The following is a 23,497-nucleotide window of genomic DNA, read 5'->3' on the forward strand; positions in this document are numbered from 1 at the left end:
CATGTATCCAGTGATCACAGTTCCAGCCTTTAATGACAACTACATCTGGTTGATCCGCCACGAAAATCACTGTCTGGTGGTCGATCCGGGCGATGCCGCACCCGTGCTGGAGCGGCTCGAGGCATTGGGGCTGGTGCTCGATGCCATCCTGCTGACCCATCACCATCACGACCATGTCGGGGGCGTCACCGACCTGCTTGCCCACTTCCCCCACGCCCGGCTCTATGGCCCCAAACTTGACCCTATGCCGGATCATCATGGCCAGTGGCTCGAAGATGGTGATCAGATCAACTGGCACGGCCTCGCCCTCGAGGTAATCCATGTGCCCGGGCACACCCGTGGCCATATCGCTTACTATGGTAACGGCATGCTGTTTTGTGGCGATACCCTCTTCTCGGCCGGTTGTGGCCGCCTGTTTGAAGGGACGCCGGAACAGATGTACCACTCGTTACAGCGCCTTGCCGCCCTGCCCGACGAGACCCTGATCTACTGCGCCCATGAGTACACACTCTCCAACCTGCGCTTTGCCTATGCAGTTGAACCGGACAATCCGGCGATCCGTGATCAGATCGGACTGATCAGCAAACTGCGGCAACAAGGGCTGCCAAGCCTGCCCACCCGGCTGGAGGATGAACGCAAGTTTAATGTTTTTCTGCGCTGCGAGCTCGATTCGGTAAAATTTTCTGCTGAAAAGAAGGGGCTAAAATGCGTGGAAAATCCGGTAGATACCTTCACCATCTTGCGTCAGTGGAAGGACGTTTTTTGAACAAACCTTGATCAGGGGGCCATTGCCCCTTATGATGCGGGCTGTTTTTCCCAAAAATGACCGGAACGAGATGAAGGTACGAACGGCCTTATTGGCAGCGCTGTTGCTCAGCGGCTGCCAAAACCTGAGCCATCAGGATGACCGGGCGCTAACGGCAATCGAGCCGATCAAGTCCCCCCAGGTCAAGAAAAAAGCGCATAAAAAACACTCTTCCCATTTCCTGTTTGGCGATGAACAACTGGATGAAATGGAAGAGACGGACAATCTGTGGGTGCGTATCAGCGATGATATGCAACTGGAAACTCCGGACAACCCGCGCATCCGCCAGCAACGTGAGTGGCTGTTGCGCAATGATAAGCATCTGGCGACCATTGCCAGCCGGGCTGAACCCTACCTCTATCTGATGGTAGAGGAGATTGAACGGCGTGAGCTGCCAATGGAGCTTATTACTGTCCCGATGATCGAGAGCATGTTTGATCCTCATGCCCGATCCCGCAGCAATGCCGTCGGACTCTGGCAGTTTGTGCCAGCGACAGGCAGAAACTTCGGTCTGCGCCACGACAACTGGTATGATGGACGGCGCGATGTGCTGGCCTCCACCAATGCGGCGCTCGACTATCTGGAGTACCTGAACCGCTTCTTTGACGGTGACTGGCTGCAAACGCTGGCCGCCTACAATGCCGGTGAAGGCCGGGTGCGCAACGCCATCCAGCGTAATCAGCGCGCAGGCAAGCCGACCGACTACTGGTCGCTCGATCTGCCGCGCGAAACCCGGATGTATGTGCCCAAGATCCTCGCCATGGCTGACATGATCAGCAATGCGGACAAGTACAATATCCAGTTGCCGGTGCTCGCCAACGAGCCGAAGCTGCGTGTGGTTGAGACTGGCAGCCAGATCGATCTGAATGTGGCCGCCCAACTGGCCGGTCTGCGCACGTCACAGCTCAAGGAGGTCAATCCGGCCCTGAGCCGTGGCGTGATGTCGCCCCGTGGCCCTTACCGCCTGCTGGTACCGGTGGAGTATGCCGATACCCTGGAGCTGGCACTGGCCGATCTGCCCAAGAGCGAGCGTATTCGTACCCGCTCCTATCAGGTCACCAGTGGCGATACTCTGTCGCGCATCGCCCAGAATCACGGCGTCAGCGTGAGCGAGCTGAAACTGGCCAACAATCTGCGCAGCAACAACCTGCGTCGCGGTCAACAACTGGTGATCCCGACCCATGGTCAGGTCAGCAGCAAGGCCAGCTCCGCCAGCAAACCGCAGCAGCTGGCAAGCCGTGGCAGCAGCCAGAAGGCCAAGGTCAGTTACAAGGTGCGCTCGGGTGACAACCTGTGGAGCATCAGCCAGGCGCACGGCGTCTCCCACGAAAAGCTCGCCAAGTGGAACGGTCTGAATGCCAAGTCGGCGCTCAAGCCAGGCATGAAGCTGGTGGTCTATCCCAAGCAAGGGAAGAAGAGCGACAAATCGATGGTGTATCAGGTTCGCCGTGGCGACTCCATCTCCTCCATCGCGGCTCGCTTCCAGGTGGCTATCAACGATGTGATGCGTTGGAACCAGCTGGATAAAAGGGATTACCTCAAACCCGGTCAGGAGCTGACCCTGTTTGTGAAGAACAACAGCTAAGCCTCACCGCGTGAACCCGATAAAAAACGGGGCCAGTCATCTGACTGGCCCCGTTTTTTATTACTGCGGCTAACCGCTGCTGTGTCTAAGCCGCCGACTAAAACAATGGCTTGGCGCCGCCTGCGGATGCATCACCGCTCTGCAGGCAAAACTATCACAGCTATTCCCAGAGCCTTGTCGGCACCACCATCAGCACGGTGCGCTGACCGATCGCCACATTGGCATTGGGGAAGACCACCGCCTCACGCGGCTTCTCGACCGTGTAGCGCAGCTCGCCATCCTCGGCCAGCACGAACCCTTGCGGGAATTCGGTGAAGTTGTCGACATCGCTGGCGAACAGGAAGCGAAAGTCCGCCGATTTTTTGGTGATCACCCGATCGATGGCAAACAGGGTGAAATCATCCGCCCGCCACGGCTCCAGTGCCACCTCATCCTGAGTGACCAGCTCCTGCAGCGCCTGCCGGGTTTCGATAAAGCGGGTCATGTCGTTCTCGCCAAACGGGCGCACCTTGCCCAGCTCCACCGTAAAGGCGTGGGCACCATGCTGGCGGGAGCTGTAGTAGCTGAAGGTCGTGGTCGGGCTGGCGGAGAGCAGAATAGTACGCACCCCGCAGGCGCCGAGGAACTGCACCTGCTCGCGGCAGTGAGGCCGCTCGTGGGGGAAGGGGTAGACGGCAAACTTCTCGTGGCGCGAACCGCGAATGGCGGTGTGCAGATCGTAGTGGTAACGGGGACGAGCCGGATCGGCAAAGAAGCGGCTCACATACTGCTCGAGACGCATGGCACGGATCCGCTCCCGATTGCAGAGCCCCTCCCCCTTGCTGTGAGCACCGGAGAAGAGCCGGTTCATGTTCTCCTCCACCTCCCGCAGCCCCAGATTCATCGCCGCCGGATTGCCAAACAGGAACAGCACCCGATGGCGGGCGCTCAGCTCGCCAGAGAGCAGACGACTCAGCAGCTGGTTGCAGATCTCGATGGGAGCGGTCTCGTTGCCGTGAATACCGCAGGAGAGGACGATATCCTTGCGCCCTCCCGGCTGGCCGCCCGCGCCACTGGCAGGCTCCAGACAGAGCACGCCGGTATCCCAGACACTGACCCGCGCACCATCGGGCAGGGCAAATTCAAAGGGCTCAAGCTGCCACTCATGGCTGCGGGTCAAGGCCAAAAAATCGTGCTGGGGAATCATCCGTCTCACCCTCTCGCTCTGGAATACTATGGCCGGATTATACGCAAGGCATCGCGGCTTAAAATCGTTTTTTAAACAAATTCAAACATTAACGATACAAGTGTGATAACAATCTAACGATGACAGCAATGACAGTAGCGATGTGGAATAAAGAGGAGAGGAAAAAGGATCAACGTAAAGCGGGGGGAGATAAAACAGACAACAGACCTGGCGGCTGGGCGCCACGGGGCAGAACAGCAAACGACTCAGCAGAAAAACAAGGCGTCCATGCCCGGTTGATTAACCACGCCAGAACGGCTTGGTGGTTTCTTGATAACGGTCAGCTTCGTTCAGGCCGATGTCTTTGAGCAGGTACTCGGGCAGCTCGGAGAGCTGGCGACGGCTGCGGCTGCGCTCCAGCCAGGTCAGAACGGTCATTTTAACGCGAGCAACCAGATTCAATTGGCTGGAATGCTGGTAACCGGTTTCGGTATAAGTCATGTTGGCCATGATGTGGCTCCTCTGAATATTTGTTTACGCACAGGGCTTTATTTGATGCGCAAAGCTTAGTCAGGGAGCAGGGCCGACTCAATTGACGAATTTTGATACGTTACATTAGGAAAACTAATAGTAAAAAGCTGACTGATACAATTTTAATTGTTTGATTTATAAAGAATAATTAAATCACCATTCGACCATCAACGGCCCGCAGCATATTGTGCTGCATGGCACCCATCTATATATGCATTTTACTGCTTTACATATGCAGGGATGGACAAGGTGTGAACAACTGGCAACAGCGGAGTTACACGAAATTGTTAATTTAATGATCTTGTGATGACCCTTATTTAACACAATGAAACATAAATAAAACCAGCACCGCATCCCCATTCAGAGGCGCACATTGCCCCCTCCTCAAAGTGCCTCTTGGCACTCTAACCGCATGCTGGTATGTTTATTTATACAGTAGTTTTGCTACCCGCAGCGATGTCATACCTGGTGTCGTCAACAGCGGGTCAGACCACAGGATCATCGATGGATACCTTTACCCCGACCGCCGCCCTGCGTCAACAGATGGCCGCCATTGAAGCCTCTCTCAACCAGCTGGCCGATCTGCTTGGCCAACTCGAGCTGCAGGAGGCCCATGTCTATCCCCTCCCCCCGGTGCCACAGGGGGAAGAACACGACCCGATCGAGCAAATTGAGGTGGGCTATCTCAACGGTGAAGCCGCGCTGGCGGCCACCCTCGCCGCTTATCGGGACCACAGCGCCCGCCCCGGCTGCTCCACCAAGGCAACTCATCGGCTGCCCGGCTGGTTGCGCTTTCCTGCCGCCGCCGCTCCGCTGATCCAGCCTCTGGTTGAGGAGATCAATCAGCGCAAGCTCGATTTCAAGGGGCTGGTGCAACAGGCGGGGGGACGGGACGAGAAGTTCGAGCTGGTACATACCGCCCTGCCCGGCGTGATCACTCTGCAGGTCTACCGCAAACTGACCCTGTTGGCGGGGGAGCTGCAATCCCTTGGCTTTACCTGGGCTGACAAGCAGACCATCAATCGCCTCAGTCGCGAGCAGGTGCTTGAGATGCTGGAGCGCAGCCGCCGCTACATACCGGCCCTCTCCAACAACGAGGAGTGGAGCAAGATGGTGGATCAGGAGGTGTACGACATTCGCCGTCTGCCCGCCGATGCCGAGCTGCGGATCCGCCGCCCGGTCAAGACTCACCCGATGATCAACCTGCTCTGGCTGGAGCGCACCCCGCGCAAGCAGCAGATCAAGGCGAGCCTGCCTCTGCTGCTCTGCTCCGATACCCCGCCTGCAGTCACCCATCTGGGCAACTATCCTCCCAAGAGCCGGCAGGCGCGGCGAGATCGCAAAATTGGCGGCGAGCCCATCATCGAGCGGCTGCACCTCTATCTCTATCAGGGGTGACTGGATCTGGGATAGCTGGATCTGGGATAACCGGGCCGCCTTTCCGCGATAAACGAGTATCCCGCATCTGTATCCCAAATAAGAAAAGGGAGAACATCTCTGGATGTTCTCCCTTTTCTGTATCGATAGGAGGTATGAAAGGTGGCGTCGCCAATCAGCCCATCAGCAGGGCCCGCAAGCTCTCCACATCTAGCCCGCGCACCTCGGACTGGCCGCTCAGCAGGCCATCGGCCAGCGCCCGCTTCTCGTCGTGCAGGGCGACGATCTTCTCCTCCACCGTCTGCTCGCACACCAGCCGATACACGGTCACCGGCTGGGTCTGGCCCATCCGGTGCGCCCGATCGCTCGCCTGATCTTCCACCGCCGGGTTCCACCAGGGATCGAGGTGCAGCACGGTATCGGCTTGGGTGAGGTTGAGGCCGGTGCCCCCCGCCTTGAGGCTGATGAGGAACAGCGGCACCTCCTCGTGGCGAAAACGCAGGATGGAGTCCTGCCGCACCTTGGCCGAACAGCCGCCATCCAGATAACAATAATCCCAAGATTTCTGCTCGATGCGGGCCCGCAACAGACTCAGCAGGTCGACGAACTGGCTGAACACCAGCACCCGATGACCACCGTCGATCGCCTCTTCCAGCAGGGCCATCGCCTCATCAAGCTTGCTGCTGGTTTGCGACCACTCGGGCATCACCAGCTCCGGTGAGCAGCAGAGACGGCGCAGCCGGGTCAGGCCACTCAGCACGTGCATCAGGGCGCGACCATCTGCGCTTTGCACCTGCTGCACCACTTCCCGCCGGGTCGCCTCGTAGAGCTGACGCTCTTCGGGGGAGAGGCTGATGTGGTGGATGATCTCGGTCTTGTCCGGCAGCTCGGTCAGCACCTGCTGCTTGAGACGGCGCAGGATAAAGGGGCTGATCACCGCCCGCAGCAAGGCCATGTGCTGGGGATCCTTGACCGCCTTGCCAAAGCGACGCTTGAACTCACCAAGGCTGCCGAGCAGCCCCGGGTTGATAAAGGTGAAGAGGCTCCACAACTCCCCCAGATGGTTCTCGATGGGGGTGCCGGAGAGGGCGAGGCGAAAATCCCCTTCCAGCTGGAACAACAACTTGGCGCGCTGGGTACCGGCGTTTTTGATCTGTTGTGCCTCATCGAGCACCATGGAGGGCCAGCGACGCCCCTTGAGCGCCTCCGCCAGACTGCCGAGCATACCGTAATTGATGAGGATCACCTGCCCCGCTTTGGCATCGCGAATAATGCGCTCGCGCTCGGCGGGATTGTCAAAGATCACCACCTCCAGCTCGGGGGCGAAACGGGCCACCTCCTCCTGCCAGTTGGTGACCACTGACTTGGGTACCACCACCAGCGCCGGGCCAAGATGCTGGCGCATCCGCAGCACGATCAGCGCCTGCAGTGTCTTGCCCAGACCCATGTCATCGGCCAGACAGGCACCAAAACCGTGATGGGCCAGGGTCGCCATCCAGCGCACCCCCTCTTTCTGATAGTCCCGCAGGGAGGTAAGCAGCTCGTCCGGGCACTCGACCTCCTGCTGCCACTCCTGCTGCAGGGATTGCCACGCCGCATCTCCCTCGGTGGTGATGACCGAGAGCAGACGGGTGAGCGGGTAAGCCAGCTTGTGGTTGATGCGCTGCTCGTCGTCGAGCATGGCCCCCAGCATGGAGAGCCGCTCCACAAGCTTGTCGCTCAGCATCAGGCTGGTCTTTTCGTCGAGCTGGACGGTGCGCTGGCCCGGGATCAGCTGGCGCAGGATCAGACGCAAATCGAGGATCTGGTGCTCATCGAGGGCCAGCGCCCCTTCGACCTGGAACCAGTCCTGCCGCCGCTCGATGCGCAGGCTCAGGGCCGCTTCATCAAGGCTCTTGAGGCGCGCGCTGTCCTGATGCCAGTGAATGACCACACCGGCATCCACCAGCTCGGGCAGGGCATTGACCAGCGCCAACGCCTGCTCTCCTTCGAGGTGCCACTCGCTGCCGGGCAGATCGATGGGAAGCTGGTTGCGCAGCTGCTGGGCCTGCCCCTTCTCGACGGCGAGATCGCGCTGCCAATAGTGGTTACCCTTGATCCCTTGAAGAATAATGCTCTCCCCCTTGCCCAGAGGCTGGGGAGGCAACTCGTCAAAACGGGTCACCAGCTTCACCGCAAGCTGGCCATCCTGCCAATCCAGTTGCACCGAAGGAATACCCGGCCAGGGAGCCAGTTCGGCATTGCCGTTGAGCCCCTCCACCTGGCTGTGCCAAGGCAGATCGGCGATCCCGTCCAGGGTGCGTTGCAACTCGTTCATCCCCTCGGCGGGCAGCAACGGAATGGATTCGAGCGCCGGCAAACGGTCGAGCAGTGGCTGCGGGGTGAGGATGAGCTGCCACAGATCCTGCGCCAGCGGCATGATGTGAGCGCCGCGCGCGGCTGCAGCGGGGATCAGCAGAGCGCTCATCCCCTCTTCGGTCGCGATAATCTGCAGCAGCGGCGCCGTGATGGCGAGCTGCAGTTTCTGCCCCTTGGCGTTGAACAGGCGGGGGTGATCGGCCAGCGGCATCCAGACATCCCGGGGCAAGCGTCCCATCACCCGCGGCAGGGTGCGCACCACCGCCCAGTCGTGCTCATCGAGCAGCGCCGCATACTGGGTAGAGAGCAGGGTGGGATCGACCCGGCGGCCCGCCGTCCACTCCCCCTTGGTGCTGAGCTTCTGGATTTTGCACTCCAGCTCGGGGCCATCGGCGTGAAGCAGCCACACCAGCCGCTCCTGCGGCTTGCGTACGCCGCTGGCGCGTCCCAACCCCTGCAGCCAGTTGAGCCAGCTGGCGGAGGCGGCCCCCTTCTCTTCGCCGCCTTCCTCTTCTGACTCTTCGTCTTCGGCCTCGCTGTTGCGCAGTTGGCAGAGTGGCGCCCCTTTGGCCCCCTCTCCCAGCAGCAGGCGCAGCAGATCCTGACAAAACGCCATCAGCCGGTGATGGGGTTCGGCATCGAGCAGGTGGGAGAGATCCCACTTGTACAACATGGCCACCTGCGGGCTCTGGGCACCGTGACGGGCTAGCGCGCAGAGATCGAGCCAGAGATAGCCCCAGTGGAGCTCCTCCACCGGCAGTTGCAGGGTATCGAACAGGCCAACCGCCTGACCGTGGCGATCACCTGCCCACTGGCTGAGCAGGTCGGCAAGCAGGGGGAACTGGCCGGTCAGACTGCGCTGCCACTTCTTGCGCTGTTCGCTGGCGATAACGGGATCGGCCTGCTGCAACCAGCCAAGCCAGAGCAAGGCACTAAAGGCACGCGGCCACTGCCCCTCATGACCCTCTGCCTGCCACTGGCCCAGTGCCGTGAGCAACCGCTCACCCAGCGGGCCAGACTCCCCCTGCGAGGCAACTGCCTGCAGGGCAGGCCACAACAGGCTGGAATCGGTGTTCTCGCCATCCCCACAGAGCCAGCGCCACTCCGCCTCAAACGCCTTACCTTGCGCCTGCACCTCGGGGGCACAGCGCACTAGCGCATTGGCCAGCGGCCAGCGCTCTTCATAGGGGGCATCGAGCAAGAGTTGCAGCGAGAAGTGCTCCAGCAGCAGTTGCTGCCAGGCAGGGCTGGAGCCCGCCAGCAGCTGATGGGCATCGGGGGTATCGAGCAGGGTGAGCAGATCGCCGGGAGAGAAAAAAGCCGGGATCTCGCCCGCCTTGCCGCGACAGAGCTCGCGCACCAGCCCGTGAACCAGATCCTGGCCGGTCACCGAGGAGACCCGGCTCCAGTCAGGGGCAGCGCACACACCGGCCCGCACCCCCAGGATCAACGCCAGCGTCCCCTCGGCAGTCAGGCTCCACTGCTGCTCCCCACGCAATCTGATCAGGCCGGCATCGTGCAGCCGGGTCAGGTGGCCGGCGAGCTCATGGCCCGCCCCCAGCGTATCTTGTAACAGACGGGTACTGGCGGCACGCTGCAGTTGCAAGGCACTGAGCAGCAGATAACTATCCGGGGAGAGGGTGGAGGCAGACATCAAAACTCACGGGCAGATGCAAAAGCGGAATTTTAACGGGAAAGCGTCGGCCACTCGACCCTTTACAGTGAAATAACTCAAAAAAAAACGGCCATCCGTGATGACCGTCGAAAGTAACGAAGGAAATAGCCGGATCATCCGGTTACCTCCCACAGCGGGAAAATCGGGAGCGCTAGCCCCTAATTCGTGGGGCCAATGCTAGAGGTTGACGTATTAAAAAGCTTTGAAGCGGATCACAATTGAAAAGGATTTCTGAAAACGCTTTCAATTTTTGACGACCAAAAGAGTGATCTTGCACCAAATGAACCATCGCCAACCCGGCCTTCCTCGTCTCGGCATGGATCCCCATATCCCAATGTCCATTCAGTACTCGACGGGTTCTCTTTACACTGACTGCCTGCATGCGCGGAACATCACTGACTGTTGGTAGCGGAGCGATTGCCCTTGTCCGGAGCATTGGCAGACTGATCTGGCCAGCACGCTCGGTACTCGGCCAGTTACGAGGGCTGCGTGGCAACTCACCGGTTGCAAGAAACGGGGATCCATCCGACCGGCTTGCCCGGGCTGTCATTGATCGATAGGATGTGCCCCATTCCAAGAGGGCAGGAGCAACATGATATTGCGACAACGCGTGGCGACAAGACTCCTGCTGCTGGTCTGCATTCTGCTGCTCAATTGTGCACTCCAGCCGCTGACCAGGCTGGCTCAGTTGGAGATAGCCGCTGGCTGCCATATGCTGACCGCCCCATCCTCCGCCATCGATGTCGATGAGGATGGCCGCGCCGCAACGCCGCAACCCGGCAGTTGCCAGCTCAACGGCAAGTGGCTCAGTGCCGCCAGCCTGCAATGCGCCGAACAGCTCTTCTTTGCCATCGCATTCCTGATCGCCTTGCTGGCACCACTGTCCCGTTGCTCGCCCCCCCTCCCCCCACCCAGAAATATCTCCCCGCCAGAACGGCGGCTTCATCTCACCCTTTGTGTCTGGCGAGAATGAGTCAGTCGCGGCTTAAACCACCCTGACTTTCATTTTCAAGAGACAACACCATGTCAAACATCTTCAAGACTGCCCTCTTGCTGGGCAGCCTGCTGTGGCAATCCATCGGATTGGCCAGCGATACCGGCTGGCTCACCAGCCCCCGCAACGATCACGCACAAATCCGGCTGCAAGCAGATAGCCGGGATCCGGCACAGACCCGAGTGCTGCTCAGTCTGGCACTCGAGTCCGGCTGGAAAACCTATTGGCAAAACCCGGGGGAAGGGGGAATTGCCCCTGAAATTCTCTGGGATGATCCCAAACTCACTCAACAATGGCACTGGCCAGTGCCAGAGCGATTCGCGGTCAGCGGCATGTCGACCCAGGGGTATCAGCAGGCCGTCACCTTTCCCATCAGCCTTGGTCATGGCAACCGCAAGGCGCTGACTGGCACATTACGCCTTTCAACCTGCAGCAACGTCTGCATCCTGACCGACTACCCTTTTGCCCTTGCTCTGGATGGTACGGCACCGGATGGGTTCGATCTTGCCTATGCACAGGCGATGAGCAAGCTGCCACAAGCCATGCCCAAGAGCGTCAACCTCCAGGCTGGCTACCAGCAAAACCGGCTACAGCTGAGCGCTAAGCAGCAAGAGGGGTGGCGGGCTCCGCAGATTTTCCTCCAGCAGCTGGAGGGGGTCGAGTTTGGCGAGCCCAGCCTGGAGGTGCAGGGCAATACCCTGATTGCTCGCATTCCGGTCAGCGATGGCTGGCAAGGGGATGCACCGGATATCCGTCATCAGCGACTGGGCGTGGTACTGGTCAACGGTGACGAAGCCTGGCAGAGCCAGGTCACCATAGGTGATCCCCTGCCACTACCCGCTGGTGGCCACTCGCTGCGCTGGATCCTGGGGGCTGCACTGCTTGGTGGGCTTATTCTCAACCTGATGCCCTGTGTGTTGCCGGTGCTGGCCCTCAAGCTGGGATCAGTACTGCAGCTGGAGACCCGTGAGCGTCGCCCGGTTCGCTTGCAGTTCCTGGCGGCAAGCGCAGGTATCCTGGTCTCCTTTTGGGCGCTGGCCCTGATGAGCACCCTGCTGCGCGCTACCCAGGGGGCCGTCGGCTGGGGTATCCAGTTCCAGAGCGTCTGGTTTATCGGCTTCATGGTCGTGGTGACCTTGCTGTTCTGTGCCAACCTGCTGGGGCTGTTCGAGATCAGGTTATCGAGCAATTTCAATACCCGCCTGGCAACCGCGGGTGGCAACGGCATGACCGGTCACTTTATACAGGGCTGCTTTGCCACTCTGCTGGCAACCCCCTGCTCCGCCCCTTTCCTTGGCACCGCAGTCGCCTTTGCGCTCGGGGCGCCATCCGGTCAACTCTGGCTTGTCTTTACCGCACTGGGGATTGGCATGAGCCTGCCATGGCTGCTTATCGCCGCCCTGCCCCGTCTCGCGCTCTGGTTGCCAAAACCGGGATGCTGGATGGGGCACCTGCGCATCCTGCTCGGCCTGATGATGCTGGGCTCCAGCCTCTGGCTGCTCAGCCTGCTTGGCAACCATATCGGCCATAACGGGGTAATGATCCTGATGGCACTGATACTGGCAGCCCTGCTGCTGGCGGTCGTATGGCGCCACGGTATTCGCGGTGTAACCCTGGGGCTGGCGCTGGGCTGCTTGCTGGCCGCCGCCCTGCTGCTCGGCGGCGCCTTCACCATGGAGGGCAAACCACCACAGGATAACGTCAACTGGCAGCCACTCTCGGAGCAGGCCATCCAGGACGCCCTGGCACAACACAAGCGGGTCTTCGTCGATGTGACCGCCGACTGGTGCATCACCTGCAAAGCCAACAAATTCAACGTGCTGCTGCGCGATGATGTGCAACGAGCCCTGAGTGCCCCCGATGTGGTGGCCCTGCGCGGGGATTGGAGCCGCCCCTCCGACAGCATCGCTGGCTTCTTGCGCCAACGCGGCAGTGTGGCCATTCCTTTCAACCAAATCTATGGCCCCGGGCTACCGGGTGGCGAGATCCTCTCTCCCCTGCTGGACCGTGCAACTCTGCTGGCCACTCTGGAGCACGCTGCGAACACCCCTGTTCAAGGAGAAACAAGATGAGATATATCCTGCTCATACAGACCCTGCCGGGAGAGCGGGGCATACCCGCAGCGCAAGGGGGAAATTATCGGCAATCGGCTGATCTCCCTCATATAGCGCTCGGGGGCAACGTCAAAAACGCACTGGTCATCAAGGGGCAATCATGACAGCAACATCATCCCGGATCCTCAGTCTGCGCCGCTGGAGCAAGGAGGCCCTCTGGCTGCTGCTGTTGGCGGTGATTATCTCGACAGCGCTGGACCTCTGGCGCAGTCCGGCGCTGCCAGAGGAAAGCCCGCTGCCTCAACTGCTGCTGCAAGATGGCACTCTGGCCGACCTGCAGACAATGAGTCGGGACAGACCACTGCTGATCTATTACTGGGCCAGCTGGTGCGCAGTCTGCCGTGTTACCACACCGACAGTGGAGCAGCTATGGCGAGACGGCGAAAACGTGCTGACAGTGGCGCTGCGCTCCGGCGACCAAGCCAGGTTGCAGCAGGGGATGGCCAGGAAGGGGCTGACCTTCCCGACCCACAATGATGAGCATGGCGACCTTGCCGCCCGCTGGCAGGTGAGCGTCACCCCCAGCTTCCTCATCATCAAGCAGGGTAAAGTGGTGAGCTCCACCACTGGCTGGAGCTCGGGCCCGGGACTGAAACTGCGGTTGGCCTGGGCCAGCCTCGGCTAACTCGGCCCGCCTGGGAGCACTATTGCGGCCCCTCTTCCCGCTGAAGAGGGGCTGCGATCGTATCGTTCTGACCTCGATTCAGAAAAAGGCCGGAGCCCGCAGCTACGCTGTTTAGCTTTTCCTCGCCGGTGATGGCATCTTGCCAAACCAGTGCTCTGAAAGTTTCTGCGCCTGTTTGACTTCCGGCCTGGTCATCGCTGCTTCCAGCTCGTCACGAGCCTGCATCGCCTCCGGCATCCCTTCTGTTGCCGCCAATGACAGCCAGGCATAGGCATGTACCCGGTTACGCGGAGCCCCCAGTCCCTCTTCACGCATGGTTCCCATCCGGTATTGTGCCATACGATCACCCTGTTGGGCCGCCAGCCGATACTGCTTGAGTGCCAACGCGTAATCTTCTTTGCCCCCTTGCCCCAAACGCAGCATTTCACCGTAGGCATAGAGTGCAGCCCTATTCCCTTGCCGGGCGGCCTTGGCATAGCTGGCTCTGGCCTGCTCCAGTTCACCTTGCTCCTGCTGCAGTGCTGCCAGATCTAACCATGCCCTGGTCACACCACCGTCAGCAGCACGCATTAACCAGTGGATCTGCTGCTCCCGGTCTACCTGCTGCAAACTCAATTGATATTCGGCCTCATGGGAACCGTGTGCAGCGGCCAGCTCCAGCCAGTAACGGCCCAAAGCAGGGTCTGCTGATACCAGCTCCCCGGCCAGATAAGCCTGGCCAAGCCAGAGCTCGGCTTCAGCAGAACCGGCATTGGCCGCCCGTTGATAGGCAGCGAACCCATGGATGGGGGCGGCCTGTCTGGCTTGCTTTAGCAAAGCGTCCGGTTGCTGCTGGGCTGCTGCCTTGTCGTGCCAGCGCTGCGCAAGATCCGGCCGTTTGGCGACCCCTTTACCTTGCGCATAGCGCTCGCCCAGCAGGTACTGGGCATCACGGTTGCCAAGCTCTGCAGAACGCTCAAGCCACTTGACGGCGTCCCTATCTGCCCCCGGTTGTGTGCTGTACCACCGTGCCAACACCAACTGAGCGTCGGCATGATCCCGTCTGGCGGCTTTCTCGAACCAGTCGAGGCAGTCACTTGCCAGCTTGCCTTGATACTGCTCCTGGCACATCAGGCCCAGCTGATAGCTGGCATTGCTGTTGCCAAGGCGAGCCGAGCGCTGCCACCACTGGGTAGCGAACGTCGGGTTTTTGGGCTCCCCGAGCCCGGCCTGATACCAATCACCCACTTGCCAAGCAGCATTGGCGCGGATCTGTTTATCGGCAGCCAAAGGGCCCGACTGCTCTGCCGCTTGCTGCATCCAGTGCATGGCATTAGGGTAATCGGGCTGGATTGCCAGCCGTCTGGCCAGTTCATATTGGGCGCGGCCATCCCCCTGCTTTGCAGCTTGGGATAACTCGGCATCAGTGCGTGGCGCCGTGACAGAGCAGGCGGTTAAGATGCTGGCAGTCAGTGCCAGCCATAGGACTCGATGGGTCATGAGAAATTCTTCGCTGAGTGAAAAAGGGGCGAATAAAACAGGGCCGGTTACAGATAGTGCCATTATTGGTCAATCAAGGGGCAGAAAAGCTGAATTACAGCCTCTCTGCCCCATGGCTTAATGTTTATTGACCAGCAGATCGAAGCGAGCCAGCTCGTCCTCCGCCATTCAATATCTAAATAACAAGCCCAGATTAATTTACATATCGACTCTGTGCTTGTTATCAGTGAATAACTTTACGTGACAGGATGGCCCTTTATATATTTTATTTCGACGCATCTAATCTGCGATTTAATAAGTTCAACGACCCATCCAAAATCCTCAGATTTACAATATATGTTATCGCTATGTGCTGATTTAAAGGGCGTGGATTCAAATCTCAGGGCTTTTTTCCTATTGGAAATAAAAAGCGTGTAGGGCCACTCTTTTTTAAACATGGTTTCATGCTCTGTCACTTCACTTTTAAAGTCAGTAAAAAATACTGCCAAAAGCGCCATACCACCGGCACCCACCAGGGCCAATGGCCCCAGCAGGGCAACCGCGAGCACACATACCACCACACCAAACCACGCCAAGCCACGGACTATGGTATAGGCCACTTCGGGTATCGCATCCTGATAAGTGACGATGACACCTTCAGTGGTTACCCGGTAGTGGTAATCCTTATCTGCCATAACCAAATAGCGAAAATAAGGTGTCATTGCCATAGCGACACAGAATGCTAGATAAGCAAACCCCCAATCACCATCACCAGCAAGCAATACGCAACCCACAGCGAACAACGTCATAATTGTTGTAACTGTTAGAATCATTAGCCAAGCGAATGGTGTAGGAACCCTGATATCCCATTCATGGAGAGTCGGGGCTTCGCGCACCCTTTTTTGGTTGGCATCGATAATGCGCTGTTGCTCCTCCTGCGGTAGCAGATGAAAAGGGGTCTCCTGCTCATTAGCCCCAATGACTTCGTTTGCATTGTCCATTATCTGTTCCCTTGCTTGCCGACCATCAACGCGGGCATGGTACCCAAGCCGCCGGAGCTTGTCGCCAATGTGATTGGGCCGCTACTGCTACTGCTGCCCTTGAAGATAAATTCTTGCTGCACCATGCCCCCGAGATAACCCAGCTCCAGCTTGATGGCGGTATTGATATCGCCCCCCAGCGGCAGGGTATAGACCAGATCATCCCAACGTCCGCGCTGTGTCTCCAGGGTTTTGGGCTGCTTATTTGATGAACCATCTCTGTTTTTTTGGCTCGACATTAGCCTGAAAAACGTTCGATATCTCGCCCTGCCAATACAGCTCATTATTTATCAAAATTTCTTTTAAGGCCGACATCAAGGACGCCTAAAGGGGATCTGCGAAGGGAAAATTCGGTATTGAACTCCCTATACTCTTTACAATCAAGTTCTGACATAAGCAGCTTAAGGATGAAGATGAAATCCTTATGTTCACAGTGTAAATCTGAAAATGCACCATCTTCGAAAGGAACCGTTTCAAATCTAATCAAAGATTTTTTTTTCACAACCTTACACACATAAGTACAGTTTTTATTGAAACCAAGATATAGAGTCGTTACCTCTTTCTGGAAACCAGTGAAAAATATAGCGAAAAGCGCCATGCCACCGGCACCCACCAGGGCCAATGGCCCCAGTAGGGCGACCGCGAGCACACATACCACCACGCCAAACCACGCCAAGCCATGGACTATGGTATAGGCTGCTTCGGGTATCGCATCCTGATAAGTAACGATGACACCTTCAGTGGTTAACCGGTAGTGGTAATCCTTATCTGCCATAACCAAATAGCGAAAATAAGGTGTCATTACAGCAGAGACGCTCAACATAATATATACCCCGCTCCAATCCTCACCCGCGGTCAATAACAGCCCTCCCCCCCCGAGAAATAGTGTCGAGAAGAGGCACATTATTATGATGATAATCCAGGCTAATGGCGTGGGAACCCTGATATCCCATTCATGGAGGGTTGGCGCTTCACGCACCCTTTTTTGATTGGCATCGAGAATGCGCTGTTGCTCCTCCTGCGGTAGCAGATGAAAAGGGGTCTCCTGCTCGCTCACCTCAATGACTTCGTTTGCGTTGTCCATTATCTGTTCCCTTGCTTGCCAACCAACAGCGCGGGCATGGTACCCAAGCCGCCGGAGCTTGTCGCCAATGTGATTGGGCCGCTACGGCTACTGCTGCCCTTGAAGATAAATTCTTGCTGCACCATGCCCCCGAGATAACCCAGCTCCAGCTTGATGGCGCTATTGATATCGACCCCCAGCGGCAAGGTATAGACCAGCTCATCCCAACGTCCGCGCTGTGTCTCCAGGGTTTTGGGCTGCATGGCGACCTGATAGCGTGCCACATCCTCTTTAGTGCGGGCAGGTATCATCTGGCCAGCCTTGGCGAGCGGTTGGCTAATGACCTTCAGCCCGATGGTCTGCCCGCGCAAATGCGCAGGCAGCGAGAGCTGCAATTGCCATTGGGCGCGGCCGCTGTCCATCCACCCCTGGGGGGGCGTGCGTACCACACTCAGGCTGGCCCCCGGTTTATTGACTAGCAGCTCGAAGCGGGCCAGCTCCTCTTCGGCATACCAGCCAGCAGGGTTATTGCCCCAAGTGGATTGCAATAACCACTTTTCCAGATCCGAAGTTTTAAAGATATTGAGCAGTACAGTCACGACCACATAGGCGGCTCCCAGCACAAAGAAGCCAATGCCCATCCAGCTTGCACAGATGGCTGCGATGGATGAATAGCCCAGCAAGCCATTGATGCCTAATTGCGCAAACTGTGCCAAAAAAATTAAGAATTGTCCGCCCAATACGCCCACTTTCATCTGCAAGAGCGTCTTCTCTATGCCGCTTATCAAGGGGTCCTTACTAGCCTGCAAAGTATCCCAAAACTCAGCCCCGGCCGCCGCCATGCCCAGGCCAGAGAAGGCCAGCATACGCAGCGAGAAGGTTTTCACCAGCGCGGCATGCTCACCGACACCAGCTTCTTTCAAGGACATCCTAAGTAATGGCTCGCCATTTCTTGACAATGGCTTCAACTGCTCCCAAACCACCCCCTGATAGAGCGCGGCGATGGCATTGCCGGTCCAGGCGAAGGCCGAGCCCAGCTGTATATTGGCGCGCAACCGGCCAACCGACTGGGCATTTTGCGCCGTAGCCGCCATGACCACCGTCAGATTCCAGAGGTTAAGCAGGGCCACCAAGCCGCCAAAGGTCGTCAGATTGGGGACTCTCTCGTTCATGGCGCTGATGCGCTGATTTACGCCACTGCGCACACTTGCCAGATAGTCGCCGATATATTGTCTGGCCTGCTGCTGGTAGAGTTCACCCTTGAGTTTGACCAGCATGGGCATCTCACGGGCGATCAAGGCATCCAGCTTTTGCTGCAGACTGTGCAGATTGCCGTTGATGGCCTGCACTGTGGTGTTGTGTCCCGGTGGTGGCGAGCTGATGGCCACCATCTGTTTGGCAATGAGCCAGACCTTCTGCTGGAAGCTGTTGGAGAGCATGCGATAGCCGCTGTTGACCTGCAGCGGCTGGTCACCGAGCAGTGATTCCAGCAGCACCAGCCTCAGATTACCTGCCAGGTTGTTCTTCCAGGCGTGGGGCAAGATGGCCGCCATGATCTGGGCGTGAGCGCCCTTGGCCAATGACGTTGCTGCCGCTTTCATGGCGTCAATCACGGCCTCGACAGTCTGAAACCAGGGTTTTTGCTTGAGCCCGTCGTCACCCAGTAGCGCCTCCAGGTCGGCCGTTCTACCGAAAAGGGCCGTCATATCGCCAGAGGAGGTGCTGAGCCAGACATTGTCGACCGTCTGTTCACTCAGCCCTTTGTGCAGCGCCGCATCAAAACCATAGGGGGCCAGCGCCAGCAAGTTGTCATTGACCTTCTCGCCGAGCAGTTTTTCCAGCGCTTTTTTGTTGTCCTCTGTGCTGCAACTGAGAGAGAGGGCCTGCCCTGCCTCGGCGAACAGGGTTTGCAGGTAGGCTTGCCCTTCGGCCGTGCAGTTGTCGAGCCCCAAGGGCAGCGGATCGGCTTTGAGGCGGGTCAGGCCATTGCGCAAGTCCTCATGGGCACGGCCCACAGCCAGATCCAGTTCATTGAGAGGCCCCTGATACTGCTTGATAAAGGCATTGAGGCCACTCCAATTGACCTCGTCCTGGAACGCTGCGCGCTCTTTCCACTGACTTACCTGCTTGTGGGATGGATTGAAACCATATTGTTCCCGCAGGACCTTCAACTTGGCCTCGGCCTGTTTTTCCAGAGGAGAATCCAGCCTTATTACACCCGGCTCTGCCGTCATGTTCTCCATATCGGCTAGATAGCGATTCCCAAGATAATCATCCAGCGCCTCTTCAAAGGCATGAACCTTGGCCACATTGCCCCTGACGGAGGCGGGCAACTCTTTCTCATCGAGGCGCACTCGGGCCAGATTACGCGTCACCTCGGCCATCATCAACTTGTGCGTGTTTGCCTTGCGCAGTTTCTCATCCTTGCCCATCAAAGCTTCGCGCTTGGCCAGCAGTTGATTGACCTTCATGGAAAGGTCTGCCAGATCGGCCAACGGATCCTCCAGAGCCACTACCATAGCGCTTTGGGGATCCGGCATTCCCGCCTTGTAGGCGGCTGGTGAAGCCGCGGGCTTGTGTACCAACAGTTTGATACCTTGCTTATCCTCTTCGGCTGGCTTGGCCAGTGGAGTGCAAGAGAGCACAAAGCCGTTATTTGGCATACCGAGATCCGCAACCTTATCTAGAGCATCAGGCAAACCACAATGTGCGGCCTTCATGGTGCTTGCAAAACTGCCCAGCTTGACCTGCCGCATCCAGGCACTGCGCAAGCCGTTGTTCTTCTCCATCTCTTTCTTGATACGCCCGGTCCAACGCTGGGGAGAGTAAATGAGGGACAACGAATGAGTCGCCGGGTAGAGCAGATGGCCCTTGCTCCCCTTGCTCTGACTGATGAACATGGCATCTTTCACTTCATATTCATCCAACACCTTGGCTTTTTCGTCATAGACATAGAGCCAGCCATCGCGCAGCTGGCGCAGGGCATAACAACTCTCCTTGAACTTGAGCGGTGAAACAAAACCCGCTCCGGCGGGCAATGGATGCTGCTGCTTCTGAGGAGGTGCGAAAGGCTCATCAAGGGCATAGCGCACCGGTACCAGGGCAATCTCTTTATTTTTAAAGGGGCAGGTGCCAACCGGGCTCTTGCAATCCTTGTTGCCGGCAGCTCCAGCTGCTTGGTTCGGGGTGCTCATGACGTTATTTCCTGTGCAATGGCGTGTTGCTCTGCCCAGTTGGCTGCCTGTTCAACACGCTGTGACGGGGTCTGTGCCGAGGGGGTAGTCAACAACCTGCTCACGATCGGGTAGGCATCACCCTGCCACCATGACTCGCCCAGGAAGCCCAGCACATTGAAAAACAGCAGCAAGTCGCGTTCGGTCTGAAATCCCAGTTGATAAGCCTGTTTGGCCCAGTGGGCAATCCATGCCTTTGGGTCGGACTGCTGCGCCAGCCTCTCAGAAAACCACACCTGCATATGGCGATAAGTCGCATCCAACTGGTTTTGCCAACTCACTTCGCCCAAGCGGGCCCATTGCACATCGGTGAGTCTGCATGTGTCGCCCATCGGCTCGGCAAGCGTCTCTTTGACCTGCCAATGGCGCCAACCGGTGCGGGTTGGCAGCCAGACTTGTGCAATTTTCCGCCACAGCCAGGGGTCTGCATCCACCATCAGACATGCCATGGTTTCCGGGGCGGCCAGTTTGAGCAAGATGCGGCTGCCGTAAGGGCTTTCGACCTCGATAAGCTGGCGCAACTGATCCGCCAGCGGCAAGAGAGGCAAAGCGGAGGCGAGCAACCATCCGGTATTGGCTGACAGGCTCTTGAACCAGCCGAGCAAGGGCTCGCTGGCCTCCACCAGACAGGGAGAGACCTCCCGCAGGCTATCCCAGGGGGCGTAGAGATAGAGCGGCTGGTAAGCCGGGCAGTCGCTGACCTCAAATAGTTGGCGTTCGAGCTCAGGGATCTGCCCGCCATCGAGCAACAGATAAAGACGTTCACCTTCTGCCAAGGTGAGCGCTGGCAATACCATTAGTTGCCCTCCTTGGCCAGCTGTTCACATATCTCGCAGACCGGCTCGGCCGATTTCAGAGTCGCAATCTGGCGAACCGTGTCGACCGGGGGCAGCGGGGGCACCGCCTCGACATCATCAGGCAGGATAGGCATCTGCCCAGCCCAACCGGAGCCAGAACCGGGACTACCGCCAGAGTTCATCTTGATGGAGCCACCACTTATCGTCACGCCATCAGCATCGACCTTGACGAAGCTGCCACCCACTTTAAGGGTCAGCTCGACACCGGCCTCCAACACGATCTTCATGCCTGCCTTGTGGTGTACCTCCTGGCCGGCATCAATCAGCAGCGATTGCCCCAGCTTCTGATGCATGGAGGCATCCACCGTCAGCGAGTAGTCCGCCTTGATCTGGTCGCGCTTCTCGCCTTCGACTGTCAGGTGGTCGTTGGCCTTGATGCGAGTGACCCGCTCGTTGTCGATATCCCGATGCTCGTCGTGTTTGATATGCCAAACGACATCGTTCTGGATGAGCACGTTCAGATCTTTCTGACCGTGGAGATAGATCTCTTCCTGTCCCGCCTGGTCTTCAAAGCGCAGCTCGTTGAAGCCCTTACCCTTGTGGGTTTCGGTACGCAGCACAGTGCGGGTCTTGTTGAGTGGCAACTCGTAAGGTGGCCGGTTGGTGGCGTGGTAGGTGCGGCCGGTCACGATAGGCTGGTCGGGGTCCCCTTCCAGAAACGAGACGATGACCTCGTGGCCGATACGCGGGATGGCCATCATGCCGTACTGACCGCCAGCCCAGCCCTGACTCACCCGTACCCAGCAGGAGCTCTGGTCGTTGGAATTGCCGTAGCGGTCCCACGGGAATTGCAGTTTTACCCGGCCGTGCTCGTCGCAGTAAATCTCTTCCCCTTCGGGACCAACCACCATGGCAATTTGCGGGCCATCCACCATGGGCTTGTTTGGCGCCTCTGGGCTGCCGATACGCGCCCGCCAGGTAGTGCTCGCCTTCACCACGCCAAATTCGTTGTGATAAACGGTCGGGCCACTGCCGCCCTCCTCCTCCAGCGCTTGCGGCTGTTCGCCGGTGTGGCGGATATGGACGACTTGCCAGTCGGTATTGAGGCTATCGTTGGGGTGCTCGGTCAGTGAGAAGAACAGCCCCGGCATAAGGGCTGCGCTATTCGATTTGCCGCTGCCCGCCACTGCATCGTTGCGTAGGGCATCGAGCCGGTGCTGGGCAAAGGCCTTGCCGCTGCCGTCCTGCTTGTAGCGACCCGGGTAGTCAAAATGCTGATAGGTATCGCGCTGATGCTCGAGCTCTGCGCCCTGCTTTTTGTGGGAGAGGCCATAAGCCGGCGTCTTGAAGCTGTAGTCCTTGAGCTCTACATCGCTTGGCCGTACCGCCTCACGGTAGTGGAACTGGCGCACGTAAGGACCTTGTTCCAGCGAGCGGTTGCCAAGGTTGAAAAAGAGCTCGGGGCCAGCAGTCAGGGCTGCGGCATCGTCAGCAAAGACGATGCGATGTTTGCCTGCTTCAAACTCGTGGAAGTAGAAGAGCCCCTCTTCTGCGGCAAGGCGATTGAGGAAGTCGAGGTCAGTTTCGCGATACTGAACGCAGTATTCCCGCTGGGCATGTTCATTTTTCAGGGCAAAGGCGTAGTCGGTGATACCGTGTTCTTGCAGCAGAATGGAAAGAATTTCCTCGGGCTTCTGTGCCTGAAAGATGCGGGAGTTTTGGCGCAATCCCAACCGCCACATGGCCGGTTTGACTTGCAACTGATAGCGGGTACGGCGAAAGCCGCTGTCCCCTTGGGCAAACTCGCTCACTACCCCGCAGACCCGACGCTGCAACTCGCCGTTGTACCACACCAGCAGCTCGCACGGCTGGTCCAGCACGGCACCAAAGTCGATATCAGGTTGACTGCTTGCCAGCTCCAGCGTCAGAACAAACGGTCCGCTGAGCCTCTCATACAAATCAAAGGCAGCGACAACGAAGGTGGTTTCTGGCAACGCCCCCACCTTGGCGGTGAATTGTAATCCTGTGCTATTGGCCATCTTGTGCCTTCTCCATAGCTACCGCACGCCCGCGGCGCGCTACTTGGTGGTTCGATGATGAGATAAAGCCATCATTGACGGCCTTACCTCATAACCGAGCCAAACTGTGGCCATTCTCTCTAACCGGCCTGTCCGCTGCCCGAACCAATCACCACGCCACCACAATCCACTGCCGTGCCGGTGACGGCGATGGGTTTGCCATTCACCAGCACAGAGCCAACACCACCGGCAATGGCCCGTGGGTGCGGCGGGTTGTTGGGCTTGTCATGGGGCGCCAGTGGATCACCTTGACGAGCCACAGGCTTGCCATCTAGGAACACGTCGGGACTGGCAGCTATCACCGGGGTCGGTGGGAAGCCATCGTGGTCGGTGCCGATGTCACCGAGCAGTGCGATAGCGGGGCACATAGTCATTCTCCATATGAGCGGGTAGACGCACAGACATCATCCCTCTGCCCCTGTGCCCGATGGAACGCACCAGGCACAGGCGATTTTGATAAACAGCGGATAAACAGAACAGGCCACAGCACAGGCTATGCCATTTAGCACTGGCGAAATTAGCCAAATAAAATCAAATGGTTAACCTCTTTCGATAGATGACAGGGTTATCCATTCGCAAGGGATTGCGCAAACTGGGCA

The 23,497-nt window shown here is 58.3% G+C and carries 17 protein-coding genes; 6 read left to right on the forward strand and 11 right to left on the reverse strand.

All coding sequences use genetic code 11. From position 1 onward, the window contains the following. Position 1 precedes the first annotated feature (1 nt). Entirely contained in the window at positions 2–766 is a 765-nt protein-coding gene (gene gloB, locus G5306_RS06280; protein WP_421171792.1) for a hydroxyacylglutathione hydrolase, read from the forward strand. A 70-nt stretch (positions 767–836) separates the two neighbouring features. Further along, on the forward strand, positions 837–2,390 hold the full coding sequence (locus G5306_RS06285; protein ID WP_421312574.1) for a LysM peptidoglycan-binding domain-containing protein: 1,554 nt from the start codon (positions 837–839) through the stop codon (positions 2,388–2,390). 160 nt (positions 2,391–2,550) lie between these two features. Here G5306_RS06285 and astE read toward each other — a convergent pair whose 3' ends face one another. Together astE and G5306_RS06295 are read right to left on the reverse strand one after the other, a co-directional pair. After that, the gene (astE, locus tag G5306_RS06290) at positions 2,551–3,576 is read right to left on the reverse strand and encodes a succinylglutamate desuccinylase (RefSeq protein WP_069526733.1); all 1,026 of its coding nucleotides are present in this window, start codon (positions 3,574–3,576) and stop codon (positions 2,551–2,553) included. A gap of 279 nt (positions 3,577–3,855) precedes the next feature. Next, positions 3,856–4,065 carry a DUF1127 domain-containing protein gene (locus G5306_RS06295; protein WP_005337823.1) on the reverse strand — a complete coding sequence of 70 codons (210 nt, stop codon included), beginning with the start codon at positions 4,063–4,065 and terminating at the stop codon, positions 3,856–3,858. Positions 4,066–4,590: 525 nt separating this feature from the next. Between G5306_RS06295 and G5306_RS06300 the strand changes: the two genes are divergently transcribed. After that, on the forward strand, positions 4,591–5,484 hold the full coding sequence (locus G5306_RS06300) for a DNA replication terminus site-binding protein (RefSeq protein WP_216978392.1): 894 nt from the start codon (positions 4,591–4,593) through the stop codon (positions 5,482–5,484). A gap of 154 nt (positions 5,485–5,638) precedes the next feature. Here the strand turns inward: G5306_RS06300 and G5306_RS06305 are convergent, their stop codons facing one another. Beyond that, positions 5,639–9,475: an SNF2-related protein gene (locus G5306_RS06305; protein ID WP_421312575.1), complete on the reverse strand. Its 3,837-nt coding sequence runs from the start codon at positions 9,473–9,475 to the stop codon at positions 5,639–5,641. A 613-nt stretch (positions 9,476–10,088) separates the two neighbouring features. Here G5306_RS06305 and G5306_RS06310 point away from each other — a divergent pair. From G5306_RS06310 to G5306_RS06320, 3 genes are all read left to right on the forward strand, one after another. Continuing rightward, positions 10,089–10,469 carry a hypothetical protein gene (locus tag G5306_RS06310; RefSeq protein ID WP_421205324.1) on the forward strand — a complete coding sequence of 127 codons (381 nt, stop codon included), beginning with the start codon at positions 10,089–10,091 and terminating at the stop codon, positions 10,467–10,469. 50 nt (positions 10,470–10,519) lie between these two features. Then, positions 10,520–12,562: a protein-disulfide reductase DsbD family protein gene (locus G5306_RS06315; RefSeq protein WP_421312576.1), complete on the forward strand. Its 2,043-nt coding sequence runs from the start codon at positions 10,520–10,522 to the stop codon at positions 12,560–12,562. Between the two features lie 142 nt (positions 12,563–12,704). Next, positions 12,705–13,229 carry a protein disulfide oxidoreductase gene (locus G5306_RS06320; protein ID WP_421312577.1) on the forward strand — a complete coding sequence of 175 codons (525 nt, stop codon included), beginning with the start codon at positions 12,705–12,707 and terminating at the stop codon, positions 13,227–13,229. Positions 13,230–13,340: 111 nt separating this feature from the next. Here the strand turns inward: G5306_RS06320 and G5306_RS06325 are convergent, their stop codons facing one another. The 8 genes from G5306_RS06325 to G5306_RS06360 all read right to left on the reverse strand — a co-directional run bounded on the left by G5306_RS06325 (position 13,341) and on the right by G5306_RS06360 (position 23,266). Continuing rightward, entirely contained in the window at positions 13,341–14,708 is a 1,368-nt protein-coding gene (locus G5306_RS06325) for a tetratricopeptide repeat protein (protein ID WP_421312578.1), read from the reverse strand. Between the two features lie 236 nt (positions 14,709–14,944). After that, complete coding sequence (locus G5306_RS06330; RefSeq protein WP_421221391.1) at positions 14,945–15,688, reverse strand: hypothetical protein; 744 nt, start codon at positions 15,686–15,688, stop codon at positions 14,945–14,947. Beyond that, entirely contained in the window at positions 15,688–15,966 is a 279-nt protein-coding gene (locus tag G5306_RS06335; protein ID WP_421205333.1) for a hypothetical protein, read from the reverse strand. Before G5306_RS06335 ends, G5306_RS06330 begins: the two co-directional genes overlap by 1 nt. Positions 15,967–16,010: 44 nt before the next feature. Next, positions 16,011–16,811 carry a hypothetical protein gene (locus G5306_RS06340; RefSeq protein WP_421312579.1) on the reverse strand — a complete coding sequence of 267 codons (801 nt, stop codon included), beginning with the start codon at positions 16,809–16,811 and terminating at the stop codon, positions 16,011–16,013. Beyond that, positions 16,811–19,984: a toxin VasX gene (locus G5306_RS06345; RefSeq protein WP_421312580.1), complete on the reverse strand. Its 3,174-nt coding sequence runs from the start codon at positions 19,982–19,984 to the stop codon at positions 16,811–16,813. The genes G5306_RS06340 and G5306_RS06345 overlap by 1 nt, the downstream gene beginning before the upstream one ends. Further along, complete coding sequence (locus G5306_RS06350; RefSeq protein ID WP_421254939.1) at positions 19,981–20,820, reverse strand: DUF4123 domain-containing protein; 840 nt, start codon at positions 20,818–20,820, stop codon at positions 19,981–19,983. Before G5306_RS06350 ends, G5306_RS06345 begins: the two co-directional genes overlap by 4 nt. Beyond that, complete coding sequence (locus G5306_RS06355; RefSeq protein ID WP_421312581.1) at positions 20,820–22,859, reverse strand: type VI secretion system tip protein VgrG; 2,040 nt, start codon at positions 22,857–22,859, stop codon at positions 20,820–20,822. The genes G5306_RS06350 and G5306_RS06355 overlap by 1 nt, the downstream gene beginning before the upstream one ends. A gap of 119 nt (positions 22,860–22,978) precedes the next feature. Beyond that, the gene (locus tag G5306_RS06360) at positions 22,979–23,266 is read right to left on the reverse strand and encodes a type VI secretion system PAAR protein (RefSeq protein WP_019444936.1); all 288 of its coding nucleotides are present in this window, start codon (positions 23,264–23,266) and stop codon (positions 22,979–22,981) included. Between the last annotated feature and the right edge of the window lie 231 nt (positions 23,267–23,497).

It is taken from the genome of Aeromonas sp. 603404, from assembly GCF_049171775.1.
Lineage (GTDB): Bacteria > Pseudomonadota > Gammaproteobacteria > Enterobacterales > Aeromonadaceae > Aeromonas > Aeromonas veronii_A.